Raw genomic sequence first — 22,437 nt, 5'->3', positions numbered from 1 at the left:
CTCTGGGGAGGGAATATGATCGGCAAGCTACTAGACCATCGTTACCAAGTAATTAGAGTCCTCGCGATGGGAGGATTTGGTCAAACATACATTGCCCAAGATACTAGGCGACCAGGCAATCCTATCTGCGTTGTCAAGCATCTCAAACCCGGAACTGACCCCAGAGTTTTTGATACTGCTAAACGCCTGTTCAGCAGTGAAGCCGAAACTTTAGAAAAACTGGGCAACCATGACCAAATACCGAGGTTGCTAGCGTACTTTGACGAAAACCAAGAATTTTATCTAGTACAAGAATATATTGAAGGACATACCCTAGCTGAGGAACTTATACCTGGTAAGCGCTGGAGTGAAAGCCAAGTAATTCAACTGTTGCAAGAAGTTCTAGAAATTCTGGAATTTGTCCATCGCCAAGGCGTAATTCACCGCGACATCAAACCGGATAATATCATTCGCCGTGCCTCAGATAATAAGTTAGTTTTAGTTGATTTTGGAGCAGTGAAGCAACTGCGTACACAACTGGTAACAGTGGGCGGACAAGCATCTGCGACAGTGGTTATCGGTACTCCTGGCTATATGCCTACAGAACAAGGGCAAGGTAAACCCCGTCCTAACAGCGATATCTATTCCCTTGGCATCATCGCCATTCAAGCATTAACAGGATTACAGCCAACAGAATTGCAAGAAGACCCGGAAACGGGCGAAGTTATCTGGCAGCATTCAGTAACCGTGAACCATCGACTGGCGGCAGTGTTGTCCAAGATGGTGCGTTATCACTTCAAAGACCGCTATCAAAACGCCACGGAAGCACTGCAAGCGTGTAAAGAAGCGATTAATCCAGTATCTGTACTTTCCACACCTGAAGAAGCCGCCAACAATTTTAGTTACCAAACAGCTAAATCTCAGCCTCAAGTATCTCGGCTGCAAACTATTGCAGTTGCACCAGCAAATCCTATCCCTGCCAAACCTGAGCGTAAAGACTCTAGTAAATCCGACCCCTGGCCGATATTAATTGGTATATTACTGGCGGGTGGTGCAGCTGCCTTGGTAGCAAATGTATATCCAAATGTGAAAAATTTTGCTTTAAATCTTACAGGTAAGGATACGGCTTTAGCAAACAAATGCTCGGCTGTTGTTGTCGGAAATTCTAATATCCGTTCTGAACCTAGTTCGATAAATTCTGATAATATTGTGCAAACTGTTGCTAATAACACCAATTTCGAGGTGACTGGCAAGCGAACAAAAGCAGGTTGGATAGAAGTTAAGCTTAAATCTGGTCGTTTGGCTTGGGCACACCCGACCGTGATAACTAATAATCAGGAATGGGGTTCTTGCCTACGGGAAAAGGGCATTGCAACTAGGATTGTAGATGATAGTAGCTTGATTGCGACTCGAACTATTCCGCAGCCAAAACCAAAATCGAAGGATGTGGTAACTCCACTACCAGAAAAGCCGAAGAAGTCAACTGACGATGCTGAAAAATCACAACGATCGCAGCCTAATGATAACAGTGCCAATATTGTAGAACAAGCAAAAAAGAAGTATGATTCCGGGGATATAATTGGAGCGATCGCACTTTTAAGATCGGTTCCGGCAAATGCTGCTTCTGGTATCCAAGAGACGAGCAAAATGATTGCCCAGTGGCAGTCAGATTGGGCAAAGGCGGAGACAGTATCTAATGAAATTAATAAAGCAATAGATGATGGTAAATGGGATAAAGTTTTAGATTATAGAAACCATCCAGAAAAGTTGCCTAATACTAAATACTGGCGAAATAGAATAGAACCATTATTTAAACAAGCAGCCGAAAATCTGGCAAAACAGGCACTAACTCAGCTAGAAAATCAAGGTAATCAAAAAAATACCCAACAGAAACTTCCCGATCCTAAGCAACCTGAAACCACAGAGAGTCCCAATACCACACAAACTCCTAAAAGCAGCTTTTAAAAGTTATCAGTAAACACAGTTCTCCTCGTCTCCAGCTTCTTCTGACTGGGAATGACTAATACTAATTCTGTATAAAGATGCGTCAAACTATATGAGGAACGAACCGCATAGATGCCAAGAGCGAACTTACAGAGTAGGGCGCATTCGCGCAGCGTCTCGTAAGAGTTAAATACAAAGAAGAAAAAATTTGGTGCAGCCTCACAAAGAAATGGTATAGCAACAGTCAAGGTGGTTAGGACATCAACAGACGATAAGACTTAGACACAAAAAGGCTTTTCACCCAGTCCCCAGTCCCCAGTCCCCAGTCCCTTGCTATATAAAGTAGGGCTGCCACCGTCCAGATTAGCAGTATTGGCCTAATAAATCTCGTTCCCAAGTTATACCTGAAAACGAGATTTTAAATAGGTATTTATCTGTGGTTTTATTTTCCCTATCCGTGCATTTCGTCGTATTCTTGGGCTTCAACTCGTCTTGCTTCCATCCGCGAAGCAGGCAGAAACTCAGCACGACGGACTGGAACCAAAGGCGGTGTATTTCCTTGGTAAGGGTGAATAACTTGTACAGTCCGGGCTGGACGCTGCCGTGGTGAGAACAAAGCCAATACTCCAGCGACAACAACACCACCACCAATAGTGAGAGTTGCGCCTCCCACAGCCCAAAGCACAGGTGAAGACCACCAATTATTTTGCGGCTGGAATGTTGCTGCTGTTTTTGGTTGGTTATTTTGCTGGGCTAATTGCCACTGCTGCTGAGTATTGAAATTTTGAACTTGGCCTTGGAGTTGTTGATTTTGCAACTTTAGCTGTTCATTGTCGTTTTTTAAACGCTCCAGTTGCATCTGCGTGTTCAGCTTCTCCATCTCTAGGCGCTGGTCATTATTAGTACCAGTCGGTGGTTGAACCTGATTGGGATACATTGGTTGACCATAAGGCCCGTAAGGATACATTTGTGGTTGCATTCCTTGAGGCGCGACTACACCTGGGATTTGTGGAGTAACAGCAAAGTTAGGTTGTAGAGGGGTATTTGTTCCTTTGAGCAATACGAGAGCCGCCAGCCCAGCTACGGCAACCCCACCGATAAACGCCATACTCTCACTCATCGCCTTTGCTCCTCGATTGCGACGTAACTATAATCATTTGTGACCGACTCACTCTCACACTCATAAATTATGCCTAGTTAATTTCACATAATACTCAAACTATAAGCAACTCTATCAGCTAGTTTTTTTACATCATCATATCTGATGTTAATATTCAAGACCATAATGGTCAAATTGTCTACCAAATAAGGAGATAAAAACTATACTGTTATACTTTTTTAATCTACTTTCTGGGTCTCATCAAGAGGAGTATTTGTGCTGGTGTTAGTAGTCTTGATGGCTGCCTTGAGACTTTGGCAAAATTGGGCGATCGCCGAAAGTCCTTGCTCTGGTGTGCCTTGGGCTAACCGTTTGACAACAGCGCTACCCACGATCGCACCATCTGCGCCCCATTCCCTTACCTGTCGGGCTTGTTCGGCTTCAGATATGCCAAAGCCGACTGCAATCGGTTTATCAGTAACACTACGAATTTGTTTGAGTAAATCAGACACGCGGTTTTCCAGTTGCGATCGCACCCCTGTAACCCCAGTCACACTGACTAAATAAATAAATCCTTGAGAAGAACGAGCGATCGCTTCGATCCGTTGGGCAGAACTGGTGGGAGCTACCAACAAGATTACGTCAATTCCCATCTCACTAGCTGCTTGCAACAATCCTGTTGCTTCTTCTAAGGGCAAATCAGGTATTACCAATCCTGCAACTCCAGCAGCAGCAATTTGCTCAAGAAATTTTTCAATCCCTCGATGCAAAATTGAGTTGTAATAGATCAACAGAACAATCGGCGATCGCAATTTGGGGGTAATCCCTTGCAGCATTTCTAGCACCTGCTCTAACTTCGTACCCCTTTGCAAGGCGCGGGTAGCAGCAGCTTGAATGACTGGCCCATCAGCCAGAGGATCGGAATAGGGTATACCCACTTCTATAATGTCGGCTCCACTACGATCTAGAACCTGCAAGGCTTTTGCTGTGGTTTCTAAATCTGGATCGCCAGCAGTGACAAACGGAATCAGAGCGCACTCACCATTGTGCCCAAGAGTTTTAAAGCAATCAGAAATCGCAGTCATTGGTCATTGGTCATTGGTCATTGGTCATTGGTCATTGGTCATTGGTCATTGGTCATTGGTCATTGGTCATTGGTCATTGGTCATTGGTCATTGGTCATTAGTAAAGGACAAATGACTAATGACAAAGGACAAATCACAACTGACCAATGATAACTTTACACCTGAGATTGCTTTTCTTGTTCTATTTCGGCTTGAATTCGTGCTAGTTCTTCGGGAGTAAGCTCGTCTAGCCGCTTTTGCAGAAAGTCTTGCTCATACTGTTCCCGCTGTTGGTGGTAGGTCATTTTTTGTCCCACCGCACGGAAAAAATAGGTGGCTAACCAGCCAACTAAGGCACTGACTAGCAAGACTTGGCTCCAGATGCCAGCTTTTTGATTATCCAAACCAACTAGCTGTAATCCTAAGTATGCCAAACCGCCAGCAATAAAAACACCCAAGCCAATTCCAATCGCGTCAATCCGTCGCATGAGAGTTATGACCTACCAATCTCGTTAAACTTGAACTTGTCGCCGTTGGGGTCGGAAATTTGCAAACGGCGATAGAACCAACAGACCCGGAAAGAAGAAAAACACCAAAAAGTACATAAAGACACGCTCAATGGAGCCACTCACATACCAACGCTGCTTCAGATACAGCAAAACAGCAACGGGGATTACTAGAAGGTAAGCTCCAGCCAAAATCAGATATAGCAGGGCGACAATCATAACTTTCAAGTCTTAAGCATCTGTTTTCCATCATAGGCTGAAGAGACAAACTCAGAGAAGTATAGTCATAATGCTTTCAACATAACTGCGCCAAAATTCCTCGAAACCGCTAACGAAGAGGCGAAAGCGCAGCTTTGGCGGGCTGAAGTACTTTTACTGAGGACGATTCAACGGATTTCATGACAAAAGCTAATATCATGCTATTATGTGAATCCACTAGCAAAAAATGCTCTAGTCAAACAAAATCGAAAACCTCTCTGAAGCGATCGCCCAATCTGGAAAAAATATTTTCAATCTAGTTGGACAAAAGACACAATTGATGGTGGAATAGATAAGGAGGTATTTGCTACCTCTAAAAAATAACTAGTTACACTAGTTGCCAAACACCTTTGGGGGTGTGGCGGAATGGTAGACGCTACGGACTTAAATAATTGAGCCTTGAAGGAGAAATCCCTCAAGTGGAAGCTCTCAAACTCAGGGAAACCTAAATCTGGTGACAGACATGGCAATCCTGAGCCAAGCCCAAAAATTTTAGATTTGCGATTTTAGATTTGCGATTAGTCTTCAATCCAAAATTCAAAATCTACAATCCAAAATTGAGGGAAGGTGCAGAGACCCGACGGGAGCTACCCTAACGTTAAGTCGAGGGTAAAGGGAGAGTCCAATTCTCAAAATCTGAACAGGCTATTGTCATCAGGTAGCAGTGAAAACTGCGGGAGAATGAAAATCCGTTGACCGTAAAAGGTCGTGTGGGTTCAAGTCCCTCCACCCCCACTAAAAATTTAAAATACTTAAAGGCTTCGGTAGAAAATATGGGCGGGTTGTATCTAAATGTATAGATCGACTCGCTCATATCTATTTATGTATGATATTTTCTGGTTATAAATAAGTAATTTTACTGAACTATTTGATGAAGAATTAAACAATTTATCTTTAATACTTTATTTATAACCCTAGTTAATCAAATTTATGTAAAAAGATGACTGAATTTCTGAAGAAGAGATTGATGCTCCTGTTCGCCAAGGTTAAGCTGGTAATAATATGAACAGGAAGCCTTTTTGTCCTGATAACTGAAATGACCGCTAATCGTTTATCAATTAGTCAGGAAAATTCCGATTGTGTTACATCTAATTCTAGACAATTAGATGTGCAAACTGCCCAAGAAGAGGTTTATAGCTTCTTTGTGGAAATTGTCAATAAATTGCCACCAGAAGATGTTTTACGAGAAGTCAAAACTTTATTTATAGATGGTCTTGATTGCGAATATTCCGATTATATACCTGGAATATATAGCGTATTTTTAGATGATAATGAAGAAGAATTATACAATACACTTAAGCGGTGTTGCTACATCATAATTAATAACTGGAAAACTAACCGAAAAGACAAATATATCCAAGATTTAGTTAATTTATTTGTTCATGAAAATCTGAAAATAAAAGACAGTAATCCTCCAGTAGTAAAAACTTGTAAAATCTGGCTAGAGAAGTTTGCCAACAGCAAAGATTACAAGGATCTGAAATTATTTGTTACTAAATATGAAGAATCATCTAAAGGTCATTGGGCTAATCGCTATACTTCGTATTTATTGATCGATCAATCTGTTAATAATAAGAACCCTAAAGAGCAACAAGAAGCTGCTAGAAGGCTTTCTAAACAGATGAAAGACAAATTTAAGTTTGAACTAGCAATGTATATTGCTCGTTCTCAATCTGCTGTTTCAAGCACAACACGCTATAAAAATCCCAGTATTTTGGGAGATCAAGCTCTGCGCTTAATAAAAGCAATTGTCTTAAAGAAAGGCGTATTTAGCCATGATAATATCGCCCATATATTTATTAAGCAAACGGAAAATAAAACTCTGAAAGAATTTAAAACAAGTCTAGAAAAATACCTATTTTTTCCTGTAGAAAATCAAGAATCAGTCGAAACTTGGCGGCGGCAGTTTGCACATAGTTTATCGTTATGGAAGACAGATTATAATCAAGAAATTATCACTAAAGAATTGTTCTTGAGAACCTGTAATCGAGTGATTGATTACTTGACAACCGAAAACTCTAAAGAACCTTCGCAATTATTTATTTTATTAATTGGTCAAGGTCATGCTCTCACCCTAGTAATTATATTATTAAAGATTATTTTGATTTGTAGAAATTCTCGGAGACATTTAGAAACCCGGATTGCTCATTTGATTCGTTTTTACGAAAAATATTCCGAAGAGGAATGCAAAGGAGTAATAAAATTTATCGAGATTTTTAATATTACGTTCGCAATTTATGCAGAAAATGTAGAATATAACTTGATTAAGATGGAAGAAGAGGAACAAAGCAGTAATCAGCAATTAAATCTGGATAGTTATCGTGTGTTTTCACAAATGAAAGTAGATAGATAAAAATGAGTTTTGCTTGATTCAGGATTTCGCAAGGCGTTCATCTAACCAAGCTAAAGCAGCACCCGCAGTTTCAGCTAGAATACTAATGAGGCGATATAGAGCGATCGCACTAAATACTAAGGCAGATGGAAAGTGGTGTCGTAAAAGTTCATACGCAGTCGCTTCAAACACACCTAACCCACCAGGCGCACCAGGTATAACAAACCCCAACAACCAAGCGCAACTAAAAGCCCCGAATAACAAAGGAATTTGATTCGCATTCAACGAACCCAAGGCGAACATAGTTAGTATAAACCCAGTGGCGCGTAGTCCCATAAAGCCCACTTCTCCCAACAAAGGGCGCAAAGGGTAGCTTTTAACACTGAAGGGAACGGTTGATTGAGTGTTAGCAGCAGACTTTTTTGCTTTTAATTTATACAAAAAACGAATAACGGGGTTCAAAAACCACGGATGAATTGCACCAAGGACTACAGCTAAACTCAGAAATTGTAGTATTTGGATAACAAGGGTACTATTAGCTGCTGCAAATTGGCTACTGCATAAGACAATGATGATTAAAGCAGCTGCTAGCATGAGTAGCGGTTCTAGCAAAACGCTTAAGGTGGCCGCACCTGTAGGAATATCGGCATTTTTAGCAGCGACAATTCGTCCGTAGTGATGCCAGATATTGCCTGGTAAATACTTTGCGATGTTCGTTTTTAGGTAAACTTGGATGAATTGAATAGATGATACAGGTTGATTTAACTCTTGCAAAATCCAAGTCCAGATCCAGCCTGCCCAAGTATGAGCTAGTAAAGTTACCCCTGTTGCGATCGCCATAATTGCCCATCCGACATCATCAATGCGGATAGCTCTCACCTCAATCCAATTATCCTTCAGAGCTTTTCCTAAAAAAAACAGCGTTCCCCCCAAAATTATCCAGCGTAAAAATTGCTTCATAAATTTAGTCATTTAACGTTAAGAGCAACAAAAGCTGAATACCTCAAATCTTATGGTGTATCAGCTATATATCCAAATATTTTGAAGTATCAAACAACAATATGTAGTTCTTTTTACGAGAATTATATTACTTTATTTTATATCTCTCTGGAGTTAGATAAAAATATTATTTTTGTACTCATTAAAATGTAGCCTGCGCTAGAGGCAAAGAGCATTTTACTATTCATATCCTGAATACAGGTTATCAAAAGTGAGCGAACCAAAACAAGCACAATAACTTGCTGACCAATCCAAAGATTCAGCAAATTCTTAGTTTATTAATATTTTGGTAAGGAGGGCTAAGTGAACGCAGTGAGAGTATTCTTCAAACAAATAAGATTGCGCCAGATATTAACTATCTTTTTAGCTGGACTATTGTTGATAGTTAGCACTGCTTGTAGTGGGGCAAATGCTCAAGGTGCAAATCCACAAAATCCTGCTGTACAAGCCGGTGGAGCAAACAACCCTTATAAGAATGGTGGAGACAAGTATAGCAACTATAGAATGTCTACCGATCCGAAAATAGCAAACCCAAAAGCCAATCAGGGACGTGACCAAGCTAGCTTACAACCAAGTTCGCAATTGTTGATTGCTACAAATACAGAATCTGAGATCCTTTATCCTGGTGGCGAGACACCAGCAGGTCGAGTCCAGAAAGAAGCAGAACTGCCATTCATCACAGATAAAGATTTCCGCCAGCCTGAACCCGGTGGTTTGATTCAGAATGAATCAAATGTAGGAGAGCGGGTTAAAAATCGGCTTGAGACTGTAAAAGAAGCTGTTGAAGAAGCTTCCGGCTTTTTGAACAACAAGGCAGATGAAGCTAAAGCAAGACCTGAATTACAGCCAAATCCAGCAGTAAACAGATAAAAATCTTGTTTTTTCTGAATGCTTTGGATGTAAAATTAATTCCTAATGCCATCTTGGTTGAAGTTTAACTTAGTCACAAAAATGCAAGGACTTAGAACTATGAGAAAAGCAATGAATTGGCTGAAAAATATTCGTCCCTTGAAAGTTGTAACTGTTTTTTTAGCAGGAATCTTTCTATTTATGGCACAGGCTTGTGGTGCTCCAGGAATAGCAACACAGCCACCACAACCTGGCGATCAAGCACCTAATGTTGAACGATACGATGCCACGAAAGATTATCCTCTGAATTCTCCCACCGGTGGAATAAATAACTTTAGTGATGTAGATCCCAGAGCGACAGATGAAAAGGCAGCTAATGACAAAGCTGAGGCATTAGTGAAAAATGCTCAAAAGAATATTGACCAGAAAGGGGTTAACAGTCCAGGTGAATATATCCGTAACTTCAAGGAAGGTACACCCTTAGGTCAAAGAGGGAAAAATCTGGGTGAAGATATAGGTAGTTCAGCGGAAGAACTTGGCAAAGGTCTTGTTAAGGGAACTCAGCGAGGAATTGAAAATATCAAGGGTAATACCCAGAATGCTGCTGAAGACGTGACGACAAATGTTCAGCGTGGAACTGAGGATGCTGGTAAAAATATTAAGCGCACAGCTGAGGATGCAGGCAAAGCAGTTAAGAAGACAGTCGATTGAAATTAAGCTGATGCGCTTCTAGATTGTACATTTTGACGTTAAGACTGTCCTAAGTCAATTGGTCATCTGTCCTTTGAAAACAAATAACTAATGACAAGGCTCACTCCTTTAATATACAACTTGAATGCGTAACAGCTTAGTCATCGAATCTCTGGTAAAAATATAAAAGCGCCCACAGATTAAAGTCTGGGGCTACTAAAATAAAGCCTGCATAAGCAGGCTTTATTTTAGTTTTATGTGGGCAGGATTTAAGATCGCGTGAGTTCGATGAACCTCTCCCTGCCTTGAACTAAAGTTTAAGTCTGTCCCTCTCCGACTCGGAGAGGGACGGTTTTGCGTAGTAAAACCAGAGAGAGGTCTTTTGATTAGATTTTAGTAATGAGCGATCGCCTGTATGATAGGTAATAATGGTGCGTCACTCAATAGCCTGTCGTAGCGATCGCTCTTGCTCTAATCTAAATACAGCATTTCATTAATTCCTAGCGAATTAATGAAAGGCAATACCTTGCATTGTTAATGCGGTGGCCGCCTTGTTAATACATCGGCTTGCATTCTTAATACGTTCTTTTGCATTAAAAACGCTACGCTTTTACGCAAAACTGTATTAAGTAAGAAACTGCGTAAGCGTAGCCCTTCTCCTGTCGCAGACGCTCTTGCTAGCTTGCTTCCACGAAGAGTACGGCTGCGCTCAGGAACCACCCGTCATAAACATCGCTCATTCATCAGCAACACTACAAATACTTCTGCAACAATAACCCTAACTTTTCCTTCGTCGCTGCTGGTGCTTTATCCAATTGAGTCAAAATCGCATACTGTAACGCCGAATGCGCCTCACTGGTTGGCGGATTTTCACTCAAGCGCTGCACAGTTTCTTGAATCACCTTTTGAGCATTCACAGCATTTCGCAGCAAATTACCAATCACCATCTCCACCGTCACACTGTCATGGTCTGGATGCCAACAATCATAATCTGTCACCAGCGCTAAGGTTGCATAAGCAATTTCCGCTTCTCTTGCCAACTTCGCCTCTGGTAAATTCGTCATCCCAATGATTGTTGCACCCCAACTGCGGTAAAGATTCGATTCTGCCTTAGTAGAAAAAGCTGGCCCTTCCATGCATACATAAGTGCCGCCGCGATGGAGAGTAACTTCTGGTAAATTGAGAGATGCGATCGCATCTGCCAACACAGCAGCCAAGTTCTTACAAATCGGATCGGCAAAGGCAATGTGAGCCACAATTCCCTCACCGAAAAACGTTGAAATCCGATTTTTCGTTCTGTCGATAAACTGATCTGGCACTACCATATCCAGTGGTTTCGCCTCTGACTTCAAGGAACCCACAGCACTAGCTGAAATTAAATACTTCACACCCAATTGCTTCATCGCATAGATATTAGCGCGAAACGGTAACTCAGAGGGTAAAAGCGTGTGATTGCGGCCATGACGCGCTAAAAAAGCTACCCGTGTACCATCCAAAGTCCCCAGAATCAAAGCATCAGATGGTGAACCAAAAGGAGTCTCGACTTGCACTTCTTCGATATCTTTAAGCGCATCCATTTTGTAAAGACCGCTACCACCTATAATCCCAATACTAGCTTGAGCCATGATTCCGAACCTGTTTTTTACCGATCTGCTCAGTTATTTTATCGAAAAGGGAAGTAGCAGAAAACAAAGCGATATCTACGATGAGATATGCGATCGCATTTCGTGCCACTTAACACTATTGAATTATTATCCATTCATTTCATTATTTATTCAGGTACAGGTAGTAGCGATCGCCCAGTTATTCAAGGGTTCATTAATAATTTTTACCAATCAAATTTACGATAATTTTTGGAAATTAATGGTTATGATTAGCCCTGAAGTTAATCGTCACCATAGTATGTAATCAATGCTTAATGTATATAAATGTTAAGTATACGCACTCCTACGCAGGGAAACAAAGCAAGCGTTATACTTTTGAGAAAAGGCTTATTTTAACCCCTGCTTTTAACATTTTCATAAATCAATGACTCTCAATTTTCGCTTTGCGGTAGTCAGCGACTTACACCTGGCACTTCCTCACACAATCTGGGATCACCCTAGCCGGTTTCATCTGGTAGAAGTAAGTATCTCAGCATTTAAAAGTGTACTAGAACATTTAACACAACTCGATTTAGATTTCTTGTTGTTGCCAGGAGATTTAACCCAGCACGGCGAACCAGAGAATCACGCCTGGTTACAACAATGTTTAGCCCAGCTACCTTTTCCCGTCTATGTTGTTCCTGGTAATCATGACGTTCCCGTGCTGTTGGGCGATCGGCAATCGATTGCTTTTGCCGATTTTCCCTACTATTACACAAAGTTTGGCTACGAAGATCCGCAGCAGATTTACTACATTCGTCAGTTATTGCCTGGAGTTAAGCTGATTGGACTGAATTCTAACTCCTTTAATGACCGGGGAGAGCAAGTGGGGTATTTGGATGCCAAACAGCTACGGTGGTTAGAAGAGGTGCTAGCGGCATCTGGCGATGACTTAGTTTTGGTGATGGTGCATCATAATGTAGTGGAACATTTGCCCAATCAATCGAACCATCCACTGGCAAATCGCTATATGTTGTCCAATTCAGCAGAACTATTGCAGCTGCTGAGGCGCTACGGAATCAAGTTAGTATTTACAGGGCATTTGCACGTTCAGGATATTGCTTACTCTGATGGGGTATATGATATTACCACTGGTTCTTTAGTTAGCTATCCTCACCCTTATCGAGTGCTAGAGTTTCATCGAGATAACCAAGGTAAAGAATCGTTGCAAATTTTATCCCATCGCGTAGAGTCACTGCCTGAGTTCCCCAACTTGCAACAGTCATCAAGGCAGTGGATGGGCGATCGCTCTTTCCCTTTTTTAATTAAGCTACTAACTCACTCTCCATTAAACTTACCGTTATCACAGGCAAAAGAATTAGCTCCTGGTTTGCGCGACTTCTGGGCAACTATTGCCGATGGGGATGCGGTGTTAGATTACCCTCATTTTCCTCCAGAAGTGCGGCGCTACATTCAGACATATAGTGCATTACAATCCCATCCAGGCATAGCCACTGCTGGAAATTTGACGATGATTGATAATAACAGCACACTTGTACTGAATAAGAGTTAGGAGTGATTCAATTTTGGATTTTAGATTTTTACAAAGAAAGGCAATCCAAAATCCGGCGTTGCACTGTCAGCATACCAAAGGTGCGGCCAAAATCTAAAATTGTCTGAATTAGGAGTGAGGAATTATATCAAGTCCGGTTGAACACATAATTATTAGGGCTGACGCAGGGCAGAAGGGAATAATTAATAACCGACGCCCAATGACAAATGACAAATGACAAATGACAAACTTAAACTTATTACTGATTTTGGCGACAAATTCCAAATGCTGAGGTGTAGGCGTGTAAAAAGGTTCTGCCACCAACAGGGCCGATTTCACCGCCACAGAAAAAGCCACCTATAGGAATATCGTTAAGGTAGCGCTGAAATAATTCAGAATCGAAGTTAGGTTTACCATAGAGTCCTTCACCTCGTCCCAGACAAGAAAACATCAAAGCAGCTACAGCTGAGGGTTCAGATTCTCGTTGGTGTTGATAACTTTGGAGGAGTAATTCGAGGTCTTCAGCAGAGGCTTGGGCATCGCGGAGGTGGAATTGCAGTCTTTGACCAGGACGGACGCGATCGCCAATTGCGATCGCCCCAGCATTTGGATCGACTCCAAGAATACCACGTATTAAAAAGTCTCCTTGCTGCAAAGCCAGCTTAAATTCATCCATCGCCACACCAACAAACAGAGAATGCTGTGCTAAAATCCGTTCTTGTTCGCTGAGACTAGCAATCAAATCTCGCAACACCACTAGAGGCACTTGCTCATCTAACTCTAGAATGATATTGCGATCGGCTTTTGTAACTTGCAATGGCTTGCCAATCGGTCGGCATCCTTGAGCGACAATCGTTTCCAAAACAATATTGCCAGTCAAAGCTATACCAACAGTGCCCTCACGATACAAGTTTTGCTGTTCTTCACCGTTAGTATCGTTACAAAAAAGGGCAACACGACCACCCATACCTCCACCACTAGCCTGTCCCCCGACGATCGTCGATCCTGGATAAGCAAAATCCAGCCCCTGCAACAAATCATTGATTCCAGAGGCGAAAGAACTAGACAACAAGATGAACTGCGGTGTCGGTGATGGTGGTACACCAATCAAATCAAGCCAAGCATCTGGCGAACTGTCTAAATCAGGTAATTCTTCAGCAACAACATGAAAAACTTGAATCTTCACCCCTGGAAGGTGTGCTAAAGTCAAGCTAATAGCTGGTTCAGCTTCTAATTCTTGGGTTTCTCCGTTAACTGTTGTCCCAATTACACCACCACCACTACAGCCAATTAGCACAGGGACAGAAAGTTTCTCAGCTAACAAGGGTAACAGTCGGGAATACTCGCTCGTAAAAGCAGACGAAATGAACACCAGTCCTAAATCCGCAGGTGCTGTCAACGATGAAACAGATCGTTCTACCACATCTGTAACAGCGGCTTCCAGAGAATGACGGGTTGATAGGGCATTTGCCCACTGCATTTGGTCTGCCATGAGTTTTGAGCTTCTTTCTCTTTTTGGGCTAGTAGATTTTGACTTTTTATTTTGGGAAGAATTGCATCTTACAAGATATTGATGCCAGCCCTTTGTCTCCTCCATCCCAAGAAGCTGGGGTTGTCATTCCCTAATATAGGCATCTAAATATATTGTATGATTATTTATCTATGCTACTAATTTCAGAAAATCTTAAAAAATAAAGGTAAATGCATTATAGATAAAGTAGCTTGCTGTATTGGTTATAAATCAATGGCTAAAAAACTAACTTACCATCGGCTAAATGGTTAGAATGGTTATTAATCAAGCGAAAAACTGCCATTTTCTATACTAGTATTAACAACACATAACGAGACTAAAGCAATGACCAACATCCAAGAAACAGCAAAAAGCGACATCCAAGACCAAATCCAACAAGAAGTGGAACAAGCGCGTACTGTCTGCGATATTAACGGTAGCAACTCACCAGAGTGTGCTGCTGCTTGGGATGCAGTAGAAGAATTGCAAGCCGAAGCTTCCCATAAGCGCCAAAGCAAGCCAAAAAATTCTCTAGAACAGTATTGTGATGACAACCCAGATGCCATTGAATGCCGGGTTTACGACGACTAGAAATTGAGGTAACTGGATTTTATGTTGCTTGGTTAGCAAACAACCAGCATTGACTAAAGAAGACGCCCAGAGTAGAGGACGTGGAAACTCACCAATGTCCTCCACTCGCAAGCGTTTTATTTGGAGCTACCGATTTTAGTCGTGGAAACAAAAAATAAATTCCTTATTTTAATCAATAGGCTTTTTCCAAAGGGATAAGTTGCGATTTTCATAAATTAAACAACCAATTAATTGGCACTAGGGGCGTACATATGTACGCCCCTATAAATTTTTTGTAATACTCGTGACTTCTAGTCATACGAGATTCAATAAACTATTATCAAGAAGAATTCAGGATGAATTGGAGTCCAACTGACTCTTGAATAAAAGGGTTTAATAGCCCTGCCTTATTTAGCAGTCTACAATCAGTTAGTGGTATAAAATCACACTTAATTTATTCAGACTCCTAACTTCTTTTTATCTATTGTTTGAGAAAAAATATGGACTTTGATATTTGGTTTCGACCTTTCGTCTGGATTGATTACCGACTGGCAGTATTATTCTTGGTAATTATTCCGTTAATTCTTCTGATTTGGGCATTTGTACAAAAAGCAGAAGGTATACAACGCTTATTGGCTATATACTGGCGAGTATCAAGCTTGGTAGCAATCACGGTTTACTTAATGATTGCCCAATATCCAGTTAGCTTTATCTCTGGGTTAATAGCTCAGATTTTGATCCCGATTTCGCTGTGGTTCTGGGTGGATATCAACGATGAAATCGAGTATCAAACCAGTGGTTCTTTGAAATTGATTTTTACCTCTTGGCGCTGGGCGACAACTGTTTATTGTTTTTTGGGCGCACTAGCATTTATACCTTTTTTGGGTTGTGCTTTTTCTGGCAATATGCTGAAGACTCCCTATTGTCGTGTCTGGTTCGAGGCTCCGTTGCTATTCAAAGAATATTTCCATGCTAACAGCAAGGCTGAATTTTTAGGTTTTCTTGGCATAACTAGTTTAGTAATTTATGTGCTTTACTTGAGCTATTTTGTTCTGATTAAGCTGGGCAAACAGGGACGTTCAGCCACACCACATTAACCATCGTTGCACCACCATACCCCTACTCTAAAAAAAAATGAATTCCATTGGTAAGCGACTGGAACAATACACTGCTAAACGCACCAAAGAAGTCCTAATTGTAACGGTGGAAATTGCCGATGAGCAAGATACAATTGCTATTTTCAAAGGCTTTTCCAGTTCTTTAATGCGTCCAACGGCATTTGATGCAGATGTACCAGTTCTACCAGATGGGGCAAACATCCTCAACATTGACCGAGTAGCCAGTCCTTACAATCCTGAAGCACCTCGTTATATTCAACAAGGAATTTCTTGGGAAGCGATGGAAGCTCTATTATCAGAAGTAGGAGTCTAACTAATTACTAATTCGTAATTCGGAATTTTGCTGTAATTAACTAAAATGCCTACTGCTGCTCAAGTAGTAAGTTTGCATCGTAGCCGAACAACTGTGCTGCACTTGAACGTAGTGACTATCGTTAGTTGAGATAAAAAGCCTGTTTGCGTCCGGTGAGCGTAAGCGTTAGACCGATAATAAGCATCTTAAAATTATGCCTGTTCATATTTATAACGACGAAAGTGATGACATAGGGACAATAGGTGAGTGTAGTCCCGGAGAGTGGGAGCTATCTACACAGATTGGCGAACTAGAAGAATGGCTCAAAACAAATCATAAAGTGATTCCTAAAGGAAAGTATGTAGCAGATATTGGATTTAAGGTACATAAGAATGCTACAGGTGGCGGTGCTGTAATTTCGGCAGAGATGATTCGTATTCTGGATGATTTAGGGATGGAAGTCTATCTATCTGAATATGGTTATGATTTTAGCGATGTGGAATGAAGTAGGAAAATTCCAGTCCTGATCCGTTTATTGGGTAGCTTGGCTCTATCTAACCGTAGGCCTGAGCGAAGCGAAAAACCCTTAGCCTAAAATAGAAAAATTAGAGGCGTGAACACGAGGCTATTTCTATGACAGTTCGCCAACCCTGCTACGGCAAAGAAGAATTCGCTCGACGTGGCGATGAGATTTATGAATCTCAGGTGCGCTCACAGGTTGAAGCAGATAATCATGGTAAGATTGTGGCGATCGACATCGAAACCGGAGCTTTTGAAGTAGATGCTAGTGAAATAGCTGCTTGCGATCGCCTCGAAGCCCGTCACCCAGACGCTCAAATCTGGATTGTCCGCATTGGTTCTCGCCATGTTCGTCGATTCGGCGGACGCGTGAAAAAAGCCGTATGATCGCCGGAATCGTTAACGCGGATTTTGAACCGATTATTTCACTTTCAGTTTGTGGTTCCGATGGCAAAATTTACACACAAGATGCGATTGTAGACACAGGCTTTAACGGTTGGCTTTCACTGCCTCCAGATTTGATTGCTCAGTTGAATCTGAGATGGAAGAGGCGAGGACGAGCCATTCTTGGAGATGGGAGTGAATGCGTTTTCAATGTCTATGAAGCAGTTTTAGTTTGGGATGAAGATATTCTGACAATCCCGGTGGATGAGGCTGATTCAGAACCACTCGTCGGGATGTCCCTGATGGAGGGTTATCAGCTAATGGTGCAAGTATTTGAAGGCGGTCGCGTCGAACTCAGCAAAGTAAACACAGTCTAAATTGCCCATTGCACGCCGACCGTATTGAGGGAGGTAAAGAGAGAACGTTATCCTAAAGGAAGTAAGCTACAGTTGATGTCTAAATTGCCGTCTAAAACTGTCTTTATTTTTGAAGAATTATTTTGACTTTTAAATTTATAAAATGTCCCGTTCTGGATACACACTACCAGTATTTGCGTGCGCTGCTGCTGTTGCAGCTTTACATTGGTTACACGATCGCCAATCCCTAATTTTAGCATCTATAGATTTGATTGAACCCGCTCAAATCGCAGAAATCCCCATTGAACAGGTAGCAGGATTATCTGAGAATACCGCTTTAGCAATAACTCGCAGCGATCCCGGTGATAATCTCGATTTGACTAAAGATACACCGATTTGGGCGCTGGTGGAATGGCGCGAACAGGGTGACGATCCAGTAATTATTAAAGGTGGAGAAGGAATTGGTAGACAATTAGATGACAAGCCGGCTATTTATGCTTATGCTCAAAGGCTGTTGCAAGAGAATTTGCAACGAATGCTAGCACCGGAAGAAAAAATCACGGTGACGATTATTCTACCTGAAGGGCGATCGCTTGCTGTTCGGACTTCAAATTCTGCCTTTGGTGTAGTTGAAGGACTTTCTCTTTTAGGCACAACAGGCATTTCTCAACCTTTGAGTACACCAGATCAGCTTGCAGTTTTTCGGGCTGAACTACAAAATAAAGCCAGTCGTTTTGAGAGTTTAGTATTTTGTATCGGGGAGAATGGCCTAGATTTGGCGCGTAAACTAGGGATTAATCCCGAACAATTGGTCAAAACCGCTAACTGGCTTGGCCCAATGTTAGTAGAAGCTGATGTGCTAGGCGTGAAAGAAATTTTATTATTTGGCTATCACGGTAAGTTGATGAAACTGGCTGGAGGGATTTTTCACACCCATCACTACTTAGCTGATGGACGGCGGGAAATTTTGGCAGCCCATTGTGCGATCGCAGGTTTAAAATCACCAGATGTCCAAGCTGTATTTAACAGTGCAACCGCTGAAGCAGCACTAACATACTTAAAATCCCTAGATGCTGCAACTAGTAGTAATTGGGTAAATAAAGTTTACAGTGCGATCGCCGAAACTATCGATCTTCGTGCTCAAGAATACATCCAAAGCCATAGCGAAAGCGGCACAAAAGTAACAGTCTGTGGCTCTATTCTCTTTGATCGCGATCGCAAAATTATCGTGAAGAGTAAAACTGCTGGTCTGTTGATGGGAAAATTATGTTAATTTATTATGAATAATCGTAAACAATCCAAAAAAATAATCCTTTAAGTAACCACTCTAGGGTAGATTTATCGTTTTAATACCATCTCCAACTCCGAGGTTTGACAAATGCACGTAAACTAGCGTTTGTCAAGGCTTTCTATACCATTATCAGCCTATCCAGGCTGGATAATAGCATCACCATAAACCACAAAGCATCTATTTATCCTTAACAGATATAACACTCCCGTCATGAATACAGCGGTGACTCTACTAACAGAACAAGCGCCCCAAACATTGGAAAATTTTGGGCGGCTTGATCGCCAATTGATTGTAATTTTGGATTTTGGCTCTCAATATTCTGAGTTGATTGCCCGTCGCATCCGCGAAACTCAAGTATACTCGGAAGTTTTATCCTATCGCACTACTTCTGAACATTTGCGCCAACTTAATCCCAAGGGAATAATTCTCTCAGGTGGCCCAAGTTCAGTTTATGGCGATAACGCTCCCCATTGTGACCCAGAAATCTGGAATTTGGGAATACCCATTTTGGGTGTTTGCTATGGGATGCAGTTGATGGTAAACCAACTTGGTGGGGAAGTGGCAAAGGCCGATCGAGGTGAATACGGCAAAGCCTCATTATATATTGACGATCCCACAGATTTGCTTACTAATGTTGAAGATGGCACTACCATGTGGATGAGTCATGGAGACTCAGTTATCCAAATGCCATCAGGGTTTGAATTGTTAGCACATACAGAAAATACTCCCTGCGCTGCGATCGCCGACCACGAAAAGAAACTTTACGGCGTTCAGTTCCATCCAGAGGTGGTGCATTCTGTTGGTGGCATAGCATTAATCCGTAATTTTGTCTACCATATCTGCGATTGCGAACCAACTTGGACAACAGCGGCTTTTGTTGAAGAAGCAATTCGAGAAATTCGTGCCAGAGTTGGTGAAAAGCGGGTGCTGTTGGCGCTGTCTGGTGGAGTGGATTCTTCTACCCTGGCTTTCTTGCTATACAAAGCGATTGGCGAGCAACTGACTTGCGTGTTTATCGATCAAGGCTTTATGCGAAAATATGAGCCAGAGCGATTGGTAAAGCTGTTTCGAGAGCAGTTTCACATTCCTGTTGAATATGTTAATGCCCGCGATCGCTTTTTGGCTAAAGTTGCCGGAATCACAGATCCTGAAGAAAAACGCCGCCGCATCGGACACGAATTTATCAGTGTATTTGAGGAAACATCTAAGCGCCTCGGTCACTTTGACTATCTAGCTCAAGGAACTCTTTATCCAGATGTGATTGAATCTGCGGACACCAATGTAGATCCCCAAACTGGTGAGCGGGTAGCGGTGAAAATTAAGAGTCATCACAATGTTGGCGGTTTGCCCAAAGACCTAAGATTTAAATTGGTCGAACCACTGCGGAAACTATTTAAAGATGAAGTCCGTAAACTTGGGCGTTCCATTGGTTTACCAGAAGAAATTGTTCAACGGCAACCTTTTCCTGGGCCTGGTTTAGCAATTCGGATTCTGGGGGAAGTTACATCTGAGCGGTTAAATATTTTGCGCGATGCCGATTTGATTGTGCGGCAAGAAATTAACCAACGCGGTATGTATCATGATTTCTGGCAAGCATTTGCTGTATTGCTACCGATTCGTAGTGTTGGCGTTATGGGAGATCAACGTACTTACGCTTACCCCATTGTTTTGCGGATTGTTACCAGTGAAGATGGCATGACTGCTGATTGGGCAAGAGTGCCTTATGATGTCCTGGAAGTGATTTCTACTCGAATTGTGAATGAGGTAAAAGGGGTGAATCGCGTGGTTTATGACATTACTTCTAAGCCACCTGGAACTATTGAATGGGAGTAATCAAGCTTTGAGTTGGTCTTTAAAGATGCGAGAAATTGCGTCTCTACATCTAGGTTTTGAGCCGATCTGAACTGTATTGATTTAAAAATGACAATGCCGACCTGACTAGTTTTAAGATTCGGCATTGTCTATTTTTTTGACTTTTTTCAAGCTCTATCAAAATCCAAACCCAATACTTTTCGGGTAAGGGTAAAAGGAGAAAGGCAAAGGGTTTTAATTTACCTTTCCCCTTTGCCCTTTAACCTTTCCCCAGACCAAAAAAGAGATTATTGGGTTTATCCGAAGAGTATTGAATCCAAACCTGTTAGTAATAAAGCAGTCAGTAGTTAGCAAGATTATTTTTAAACTTTAACTATTCGTTAAAGTTAATTTTTTAATGTAAAGGAATTTAAACAATAACATAATTTTATCCGGTCAATAATTATCAATACCAGTGAATAATTAAGTATCAATTAAATGGTAACTAGACAAATTGAGTTATATTCTAGGAAAATAGGCGCGATCGCAGTAAAATTACCAATGGTGTGGCGATCGAGATAAAAAATAAGTAGCTTATTGGAAATACATTTCATTCGATCAACATTAATGGAGATGTTATGGAACCTGCCCTTCCCCTTGCTGGCTTAAACATCCTCGTAGTTGATGATGATGATGATAGCCGCTTTTACATTACTACTGTGTTGGAAGCTGATGGAGCCACCATTATGGCAGTTGCATCGGCAGCGGTAGCATTGAAAGTATTACCTGAGTTGCAACCAGATGTCTTGATTTGTGATATCGCAATGCCTGATGAAGATGGCTACACCCTTATCCGCAAGATCCGGGCACTAAAGCCTGATATTTATGGAAAACTTCCAGCGATCGCTTTAACTGCTTATGGTGATAGCGAGTATCGTAGCCGTGCTATAGAAGCGGGTTTTCATACTCATGTGCCTAAACCAGTCGATCCCGGAGAATTAGTTGCGATCGTCGCAGATTTGGTTGCTTCTTATAAGAGTTAATACAAAGATGCAGTCATTTGTCGGTTCTTATTTGTTATTTGCCTTATCTGCCCCATGTTCCTCATCTAAAAGTGAATTGGTTATTTGAGAGTTACAGGTTTTTTTGGGTGTAAACCTGATGTATTTAGATGGAAGTTTTCTCATCTACACACCAACTAAAATTCACCTTTGATTAAAAATAAATAAACAATTATCTATTTAAGTCTGTTAGTTTATTTATCTGTATACTCTCCCATTTTTTTATCTGCTCGATTTGAAGCGATGTTATATTTGACAAAGATTCTAGACTAAAAATGAGTTTTCTTTTTCTTAGGTTTGCGAGCATTATAAAAAGCCGTAATTTTCAATTTCCTAAGCTATTTAAATCCAGTTTCAAAACTAATTTGCTCAGATTTATATGCTGGTGGTTCGACGTGAATTAAAATTCTCACTGGACGAAATCGTTCTTCTAATCGGCTTTCTACTTCTTCGGTGATGTGGTGGGCAGTTTCTACGTCTGATGCATCCACTATTAAATGCATTTCAATGAACACTTGACGACCAAGAAGGCCGCGAGAAGCGATCGCGTGATACCAATTCTATGTGAGGCTGCATAGAACTGTAGAATAAAGGGCGGGAAAGAATCAAAACTAGAAGTAAACAATGGCACGTCCTTTCAATCTAGAAATATCGGAGAGTGCTGAGTATTTGTCCAAAAGTCTTAGCAAG

At 41.4% G+C, this 22,437-nt stretch carries 22 protein-coding genes and 1 pseudogene; 15 read left to right on the top strand and 8 right to left on the bottom strand.

The genetic code is table 11. The annotated features are described in order from the left end of the window. The first annotated feature begins 15 nt into the window (after window positions 1–15). On the top strand, window positions 16–1,944 hold the full coding sequence (locus RMY32_RS15660) for a serine/threonine protein kinase (RefSeq protein WP_322711812.1): 1,929 nt from the start codon (window positions 16–18) through the stop codon (window positions 1,942–1,944). Window positions 1,945–2,374: 430 nt separating this feature from the next. Here RMY32_RS15660 and RMY32_RS15655 read toward each other — a convergent pair whose 3' ends face one another. The 4 genes from RMY32_RS15655 to ndhL form a co-directional block, all read right to left on the bottom strand. Continuing rightward, on the bottom strand, window positions 2,375–3,043 hold the full coding sequence (locus RMY32_RS15655) for a heterocyst differentiation related protein (RefSeq protein WP_322711811.1): 669 nt from the start codon (window positions 3,041–3,043) through the stop codon (window positions 2,375–2,377). A 218-nt stretch (window positions 3,044–3,261) separates the two neighbouring features. After that, window positions 3,262–4,107, bottom strand: coding sequence for a tryptophan synthase subunit alpha (trpA, locus tag RMY32_RS15650; protein WP_322711810.1), 846 nt, complete (start codon window positions 4,105–4,107; stop codon window positions 3,262–3,264). A gap of 155 nt (window positions 4,108–4,262) precedes the next feature. Next, entirely contained in the window at window positions 4,263–4,574 is a 312-nt protein-coding gene (locus tag RMY32_RS15645; RefSeq protein ID WP_322695024.1) for a DUF3007 family protein, read from the bottom strand. Window positions 4,575–4,598: 24 nt separating this feature from the next. After that, complete coding sequence (gene ndhL / locus RMY32_RS15640; RefSeq protein ID WP_322695023.1) at window positions 4,599–4,811, bottom strand: NAD(P)H-quinone oxidoreductase subunit L; 213 nt, start codon at window positions 4,809–4,811, stop codon at window positions 4,599–4,601. Between the two features lie 1,075 nt (window positions 4,812–5,886). Between ndhL and RMY32_RS15635 the strand changes: the two genes are divergently transcribed. Then, window positions 5,887–7,203 carry a hypothetical protein gene (locus RMY32_RS15635; protein ID WP_322711809.1) on the top strand — a complete coding sequence of 439 codons (1,317 nt, stop codon included), beginning with the start codon at window positions 5,887–5,889 and terminating at the stop codon, window positions 7,201–7,203. An 18-nt stretch (window positions 7,204–7,221) separates the two neighbouring features. On the opposite strand, the gene RMY32_RS15630 is transcribed toward RMY32_RS15635, so the two are convergent. Beyond that, window positions 7,222–8,142: a lysylphosphatidylglycerol synthase domain-containing protein gene (locus tag RMY32_RS15630; protein ID WP_322711808.1), complete on the bottom strand. Its 921-nt coding sequence runs from the start codon at window positions 8,140–8,142 to the stop codon at window positions 7,222–7,224. A 342-nt stretch (window positions 8,143–8,484) separates the two neighbouring features. On the opposite strand from RMY32_RS15630, the gene RMY32_RS15625 reads away from it, so the two are divergent. Together RMY32_RS15625 and RMY32_RS15620 are read left to right on the top strand one after the other, a co-directional pair. After that, window positions 8,485–9,051 (top strand): DUF6658 family protein, encoded by a 567-nt coding sequence (locus RMY32_RS15625; protein ID WP_322711807.1) that lies wholly within the window; start codon window positions 8,485–8,487, stop codon window positions 9,049–9,051. A 99-nt stretch (window positions 9,052–9,150) separates the two neighbouring features. Next, a complete protein-coding gene (locus RMY32_RS15620) occupies window positions 9,151–9,741 on the top strand; it encodes a hypothetical protein (RefSeq protein ID WP_322711806.1) in 591 nt (196 codons plus the stop codon). A gap of 731 nt (window positions 9,742–10,472) precedes the next feature. Here the strand turns inward: RMY32_RS15620 and RMY32_RS15615 are convergent. Beyond that, window positions 10,473–11,345 carry an S-methyl-5'-thioadenosine phosphorylase gene (locus RMY32_RS15615; protein ID WP_322711805.1) on the bottom strand — a complete coding sequence of 291 codons (873 nt, stop codon included), beginning with the start codon at window positions 11,343–11,345 and terminating at the stop codon, window positions 10,473–10,475. On the opposite strand from RMY32_RS15615, the gene RMY32_RS15610 reads away from it, so the two are divergent. Beyond that, window positions 11,344–11,628 (top strand): hypothetical protein, encoded by a 285-nt coding sequence (locus RMY32_RS15610; protein WP_322711804.1) that lies wholly within the window; start codon window positions 11,344–11,346, stop codon window positions 11,626–11,628. The two genes, RMY32_RS15615 and RMY32_RS15610, sit on opposite strands and share 2 nt — an antisense overlap. 120 nt (window positions 11,629–11,748) lie before the next feature. Further along, the gene (locus RMY32_RS15605; protein ID WP_322711803.1) at window positions 11,749–12,876 is read left to right on the top strand and encodes a metallophosphoesterase family protein; all 1,128 of its coding nucleotides are present in this window, start codon (window positions 11,749–11,751) and stop codon (window positions 12,874–12,876) included. A 238-nt stretch (window positions 12,877–13,114) separates the two neighbouring features. Here the strand turns inward: RMY32_RS15605 and RMY32_RS15600 are convergent, their stop codons facing one another. Further along, window positions 13,115–14,347, bottom strand: coding sequence for an FIST N-terminal domain-containing protein (locus RMY32_RS15600; protein WP_322711802.1), 1,233 nt, complete (start codon window positions 14,345–14,347; stop codon window positions 13,115–13,117). A 363-nt stretch (window positions 14,348–14,710) separates the two neighbouring features. On the opposite strand from RMY32_RS15600, the gene RMY32_RS15595 reads away from it, so the two are divergent. The 9 genes from RMY32_RS15595 to RMY32_RS15555 all read left to right on the top strand — a co-directional run bounded on the left by RMY32_RS15595 (window position 14,711) and on the right by RMY32_RS15555 (window position 21,729). After that, complete coding sequence (locus RMY32_RS15595; protein WP_322711801.1) at window positions 14,711–14,956, top strand: Calvin cycle protein CP12; 246 nt, start codon at window positions 14,711–14,713, stop codon at window positions 14,954–14,956. 479 nt (window positions 14,957–15,435) lie between these two features. Beyond that, window positions 15,436–16,032, top strand: a complete 597-nt coding sequence (locus RMY32_RS15590) for a DUF3177 family protein (protein WP_322711800.1) — start codon at window positions 15,436–15,438, stop codon at window positions 16,030–16,032. A 37-nt stretch (window positions 16,033–16,069) separates the two neighbouring features. Further along, window positions 16,070–16,366: a hypothetical protein gene (locus RMY32_RS15585; RefSeq protein ID WP_322711799.1), complete on the top strand. Its 297-nt coding sequence runs from the start codon at window positions 16,070–16,072 to the stop codon at window positions 16,364–16,366. Between the two features lie 193 nt (window positions 16,367–16,559). Then, a complete protein-coding gene (locus tag RMY32_RS15580) occupies window positions 16,560–16,850 on the top strand; it encodes a hypothetical protein (protein WP_322711798.1) in 291 nt (96 codons plus the stop codon). Between the two features lie 128 nt (window positions 16,851–16,978). Then, complete coding sequence (locus tag RMY32_RS15575) at window positions 16,979–17,251, top strand: hypothetical protein (protein ID WP_322682313.1); 273 nt, start codon at window positions 16,979–16,981, stop codon at window positions 17,249–17,251. Next, window positions 17,248–17,625 carry a clan AA aspartic protease gene (locus RMY32_RS15570; RefSeq protein WP_322682314.1) on the top strand — a complete coding sequence of 126 codons (378 nt, stop codon included), beginning with the start codon at window positions 17,248–17,250 and terminating at the stop codon, window positions 17,623–17,625. Before RMY32_RS15575 ends, RMY32_RS15570 begins: the two co-directional genes overlap by 4 nt. 142 nt (window positions 17,626–17,767) lie before the next feature. Next, entirely contained in the window at window positions 17,768–18,877 is a 1,110-nt protein-coding gene (gene cbiD / locus RMY32_RS15565; RefSeq protein WP_322711797.1) for a cobalt-precorrin-5B (C(1))-methyltransferase CbiD, read from the top strand. 228 nt (window positions 18,878–19,105) lie between these two features. After that, entirely contained in the window at window positions 19,106–20,728 is a 1,623-nt protein-coding gene (gene guaA / locus RMY32_RS15560) for a glutamine-hydrolyzing GMP synthase (RefSeq protein ID WP_322711796.1), read from the top strand. 596 nt (window positions 20,729–21,324) lie between these two features. After that, window positions 21,325–21,729, top strand: coding sequence for a response regulator (locus RMY32_RS15555; RefSeq protein ID WP_322711795.1), 405 nt, complete (start codon window positions 21,325–21,327; stop codon window positions 21,727–21,729). 356 nt (window positions 21,730–22,085) lie between these two features. Here RMY32_RS15555 and RMY32_RS15550 read toward each other — a convergent pair. Continuing rightward, window positions 22,086–22,298: pseudogene (locus RMY32_RS15550) on the bottom strand (cation transporter dimerization domain-containing protein); the annotation flags it as partial. Window positions 22,299–22,437 lie beyond the last annotated feature (139 nt).

Source organism: Nostoc sp. ChiSLP03a (assembly GCF_034531215.2).
Lineage (GTDB): Bacteria > Cyanobacteriota > Cyanobacteriia > Cyanobacteriales > Nostocaceae > Nostoc.
Note: the sequence above shows the minus strand (reverse complement) of the source record. Positions and strands in the feature narration are given on the sequence as shown.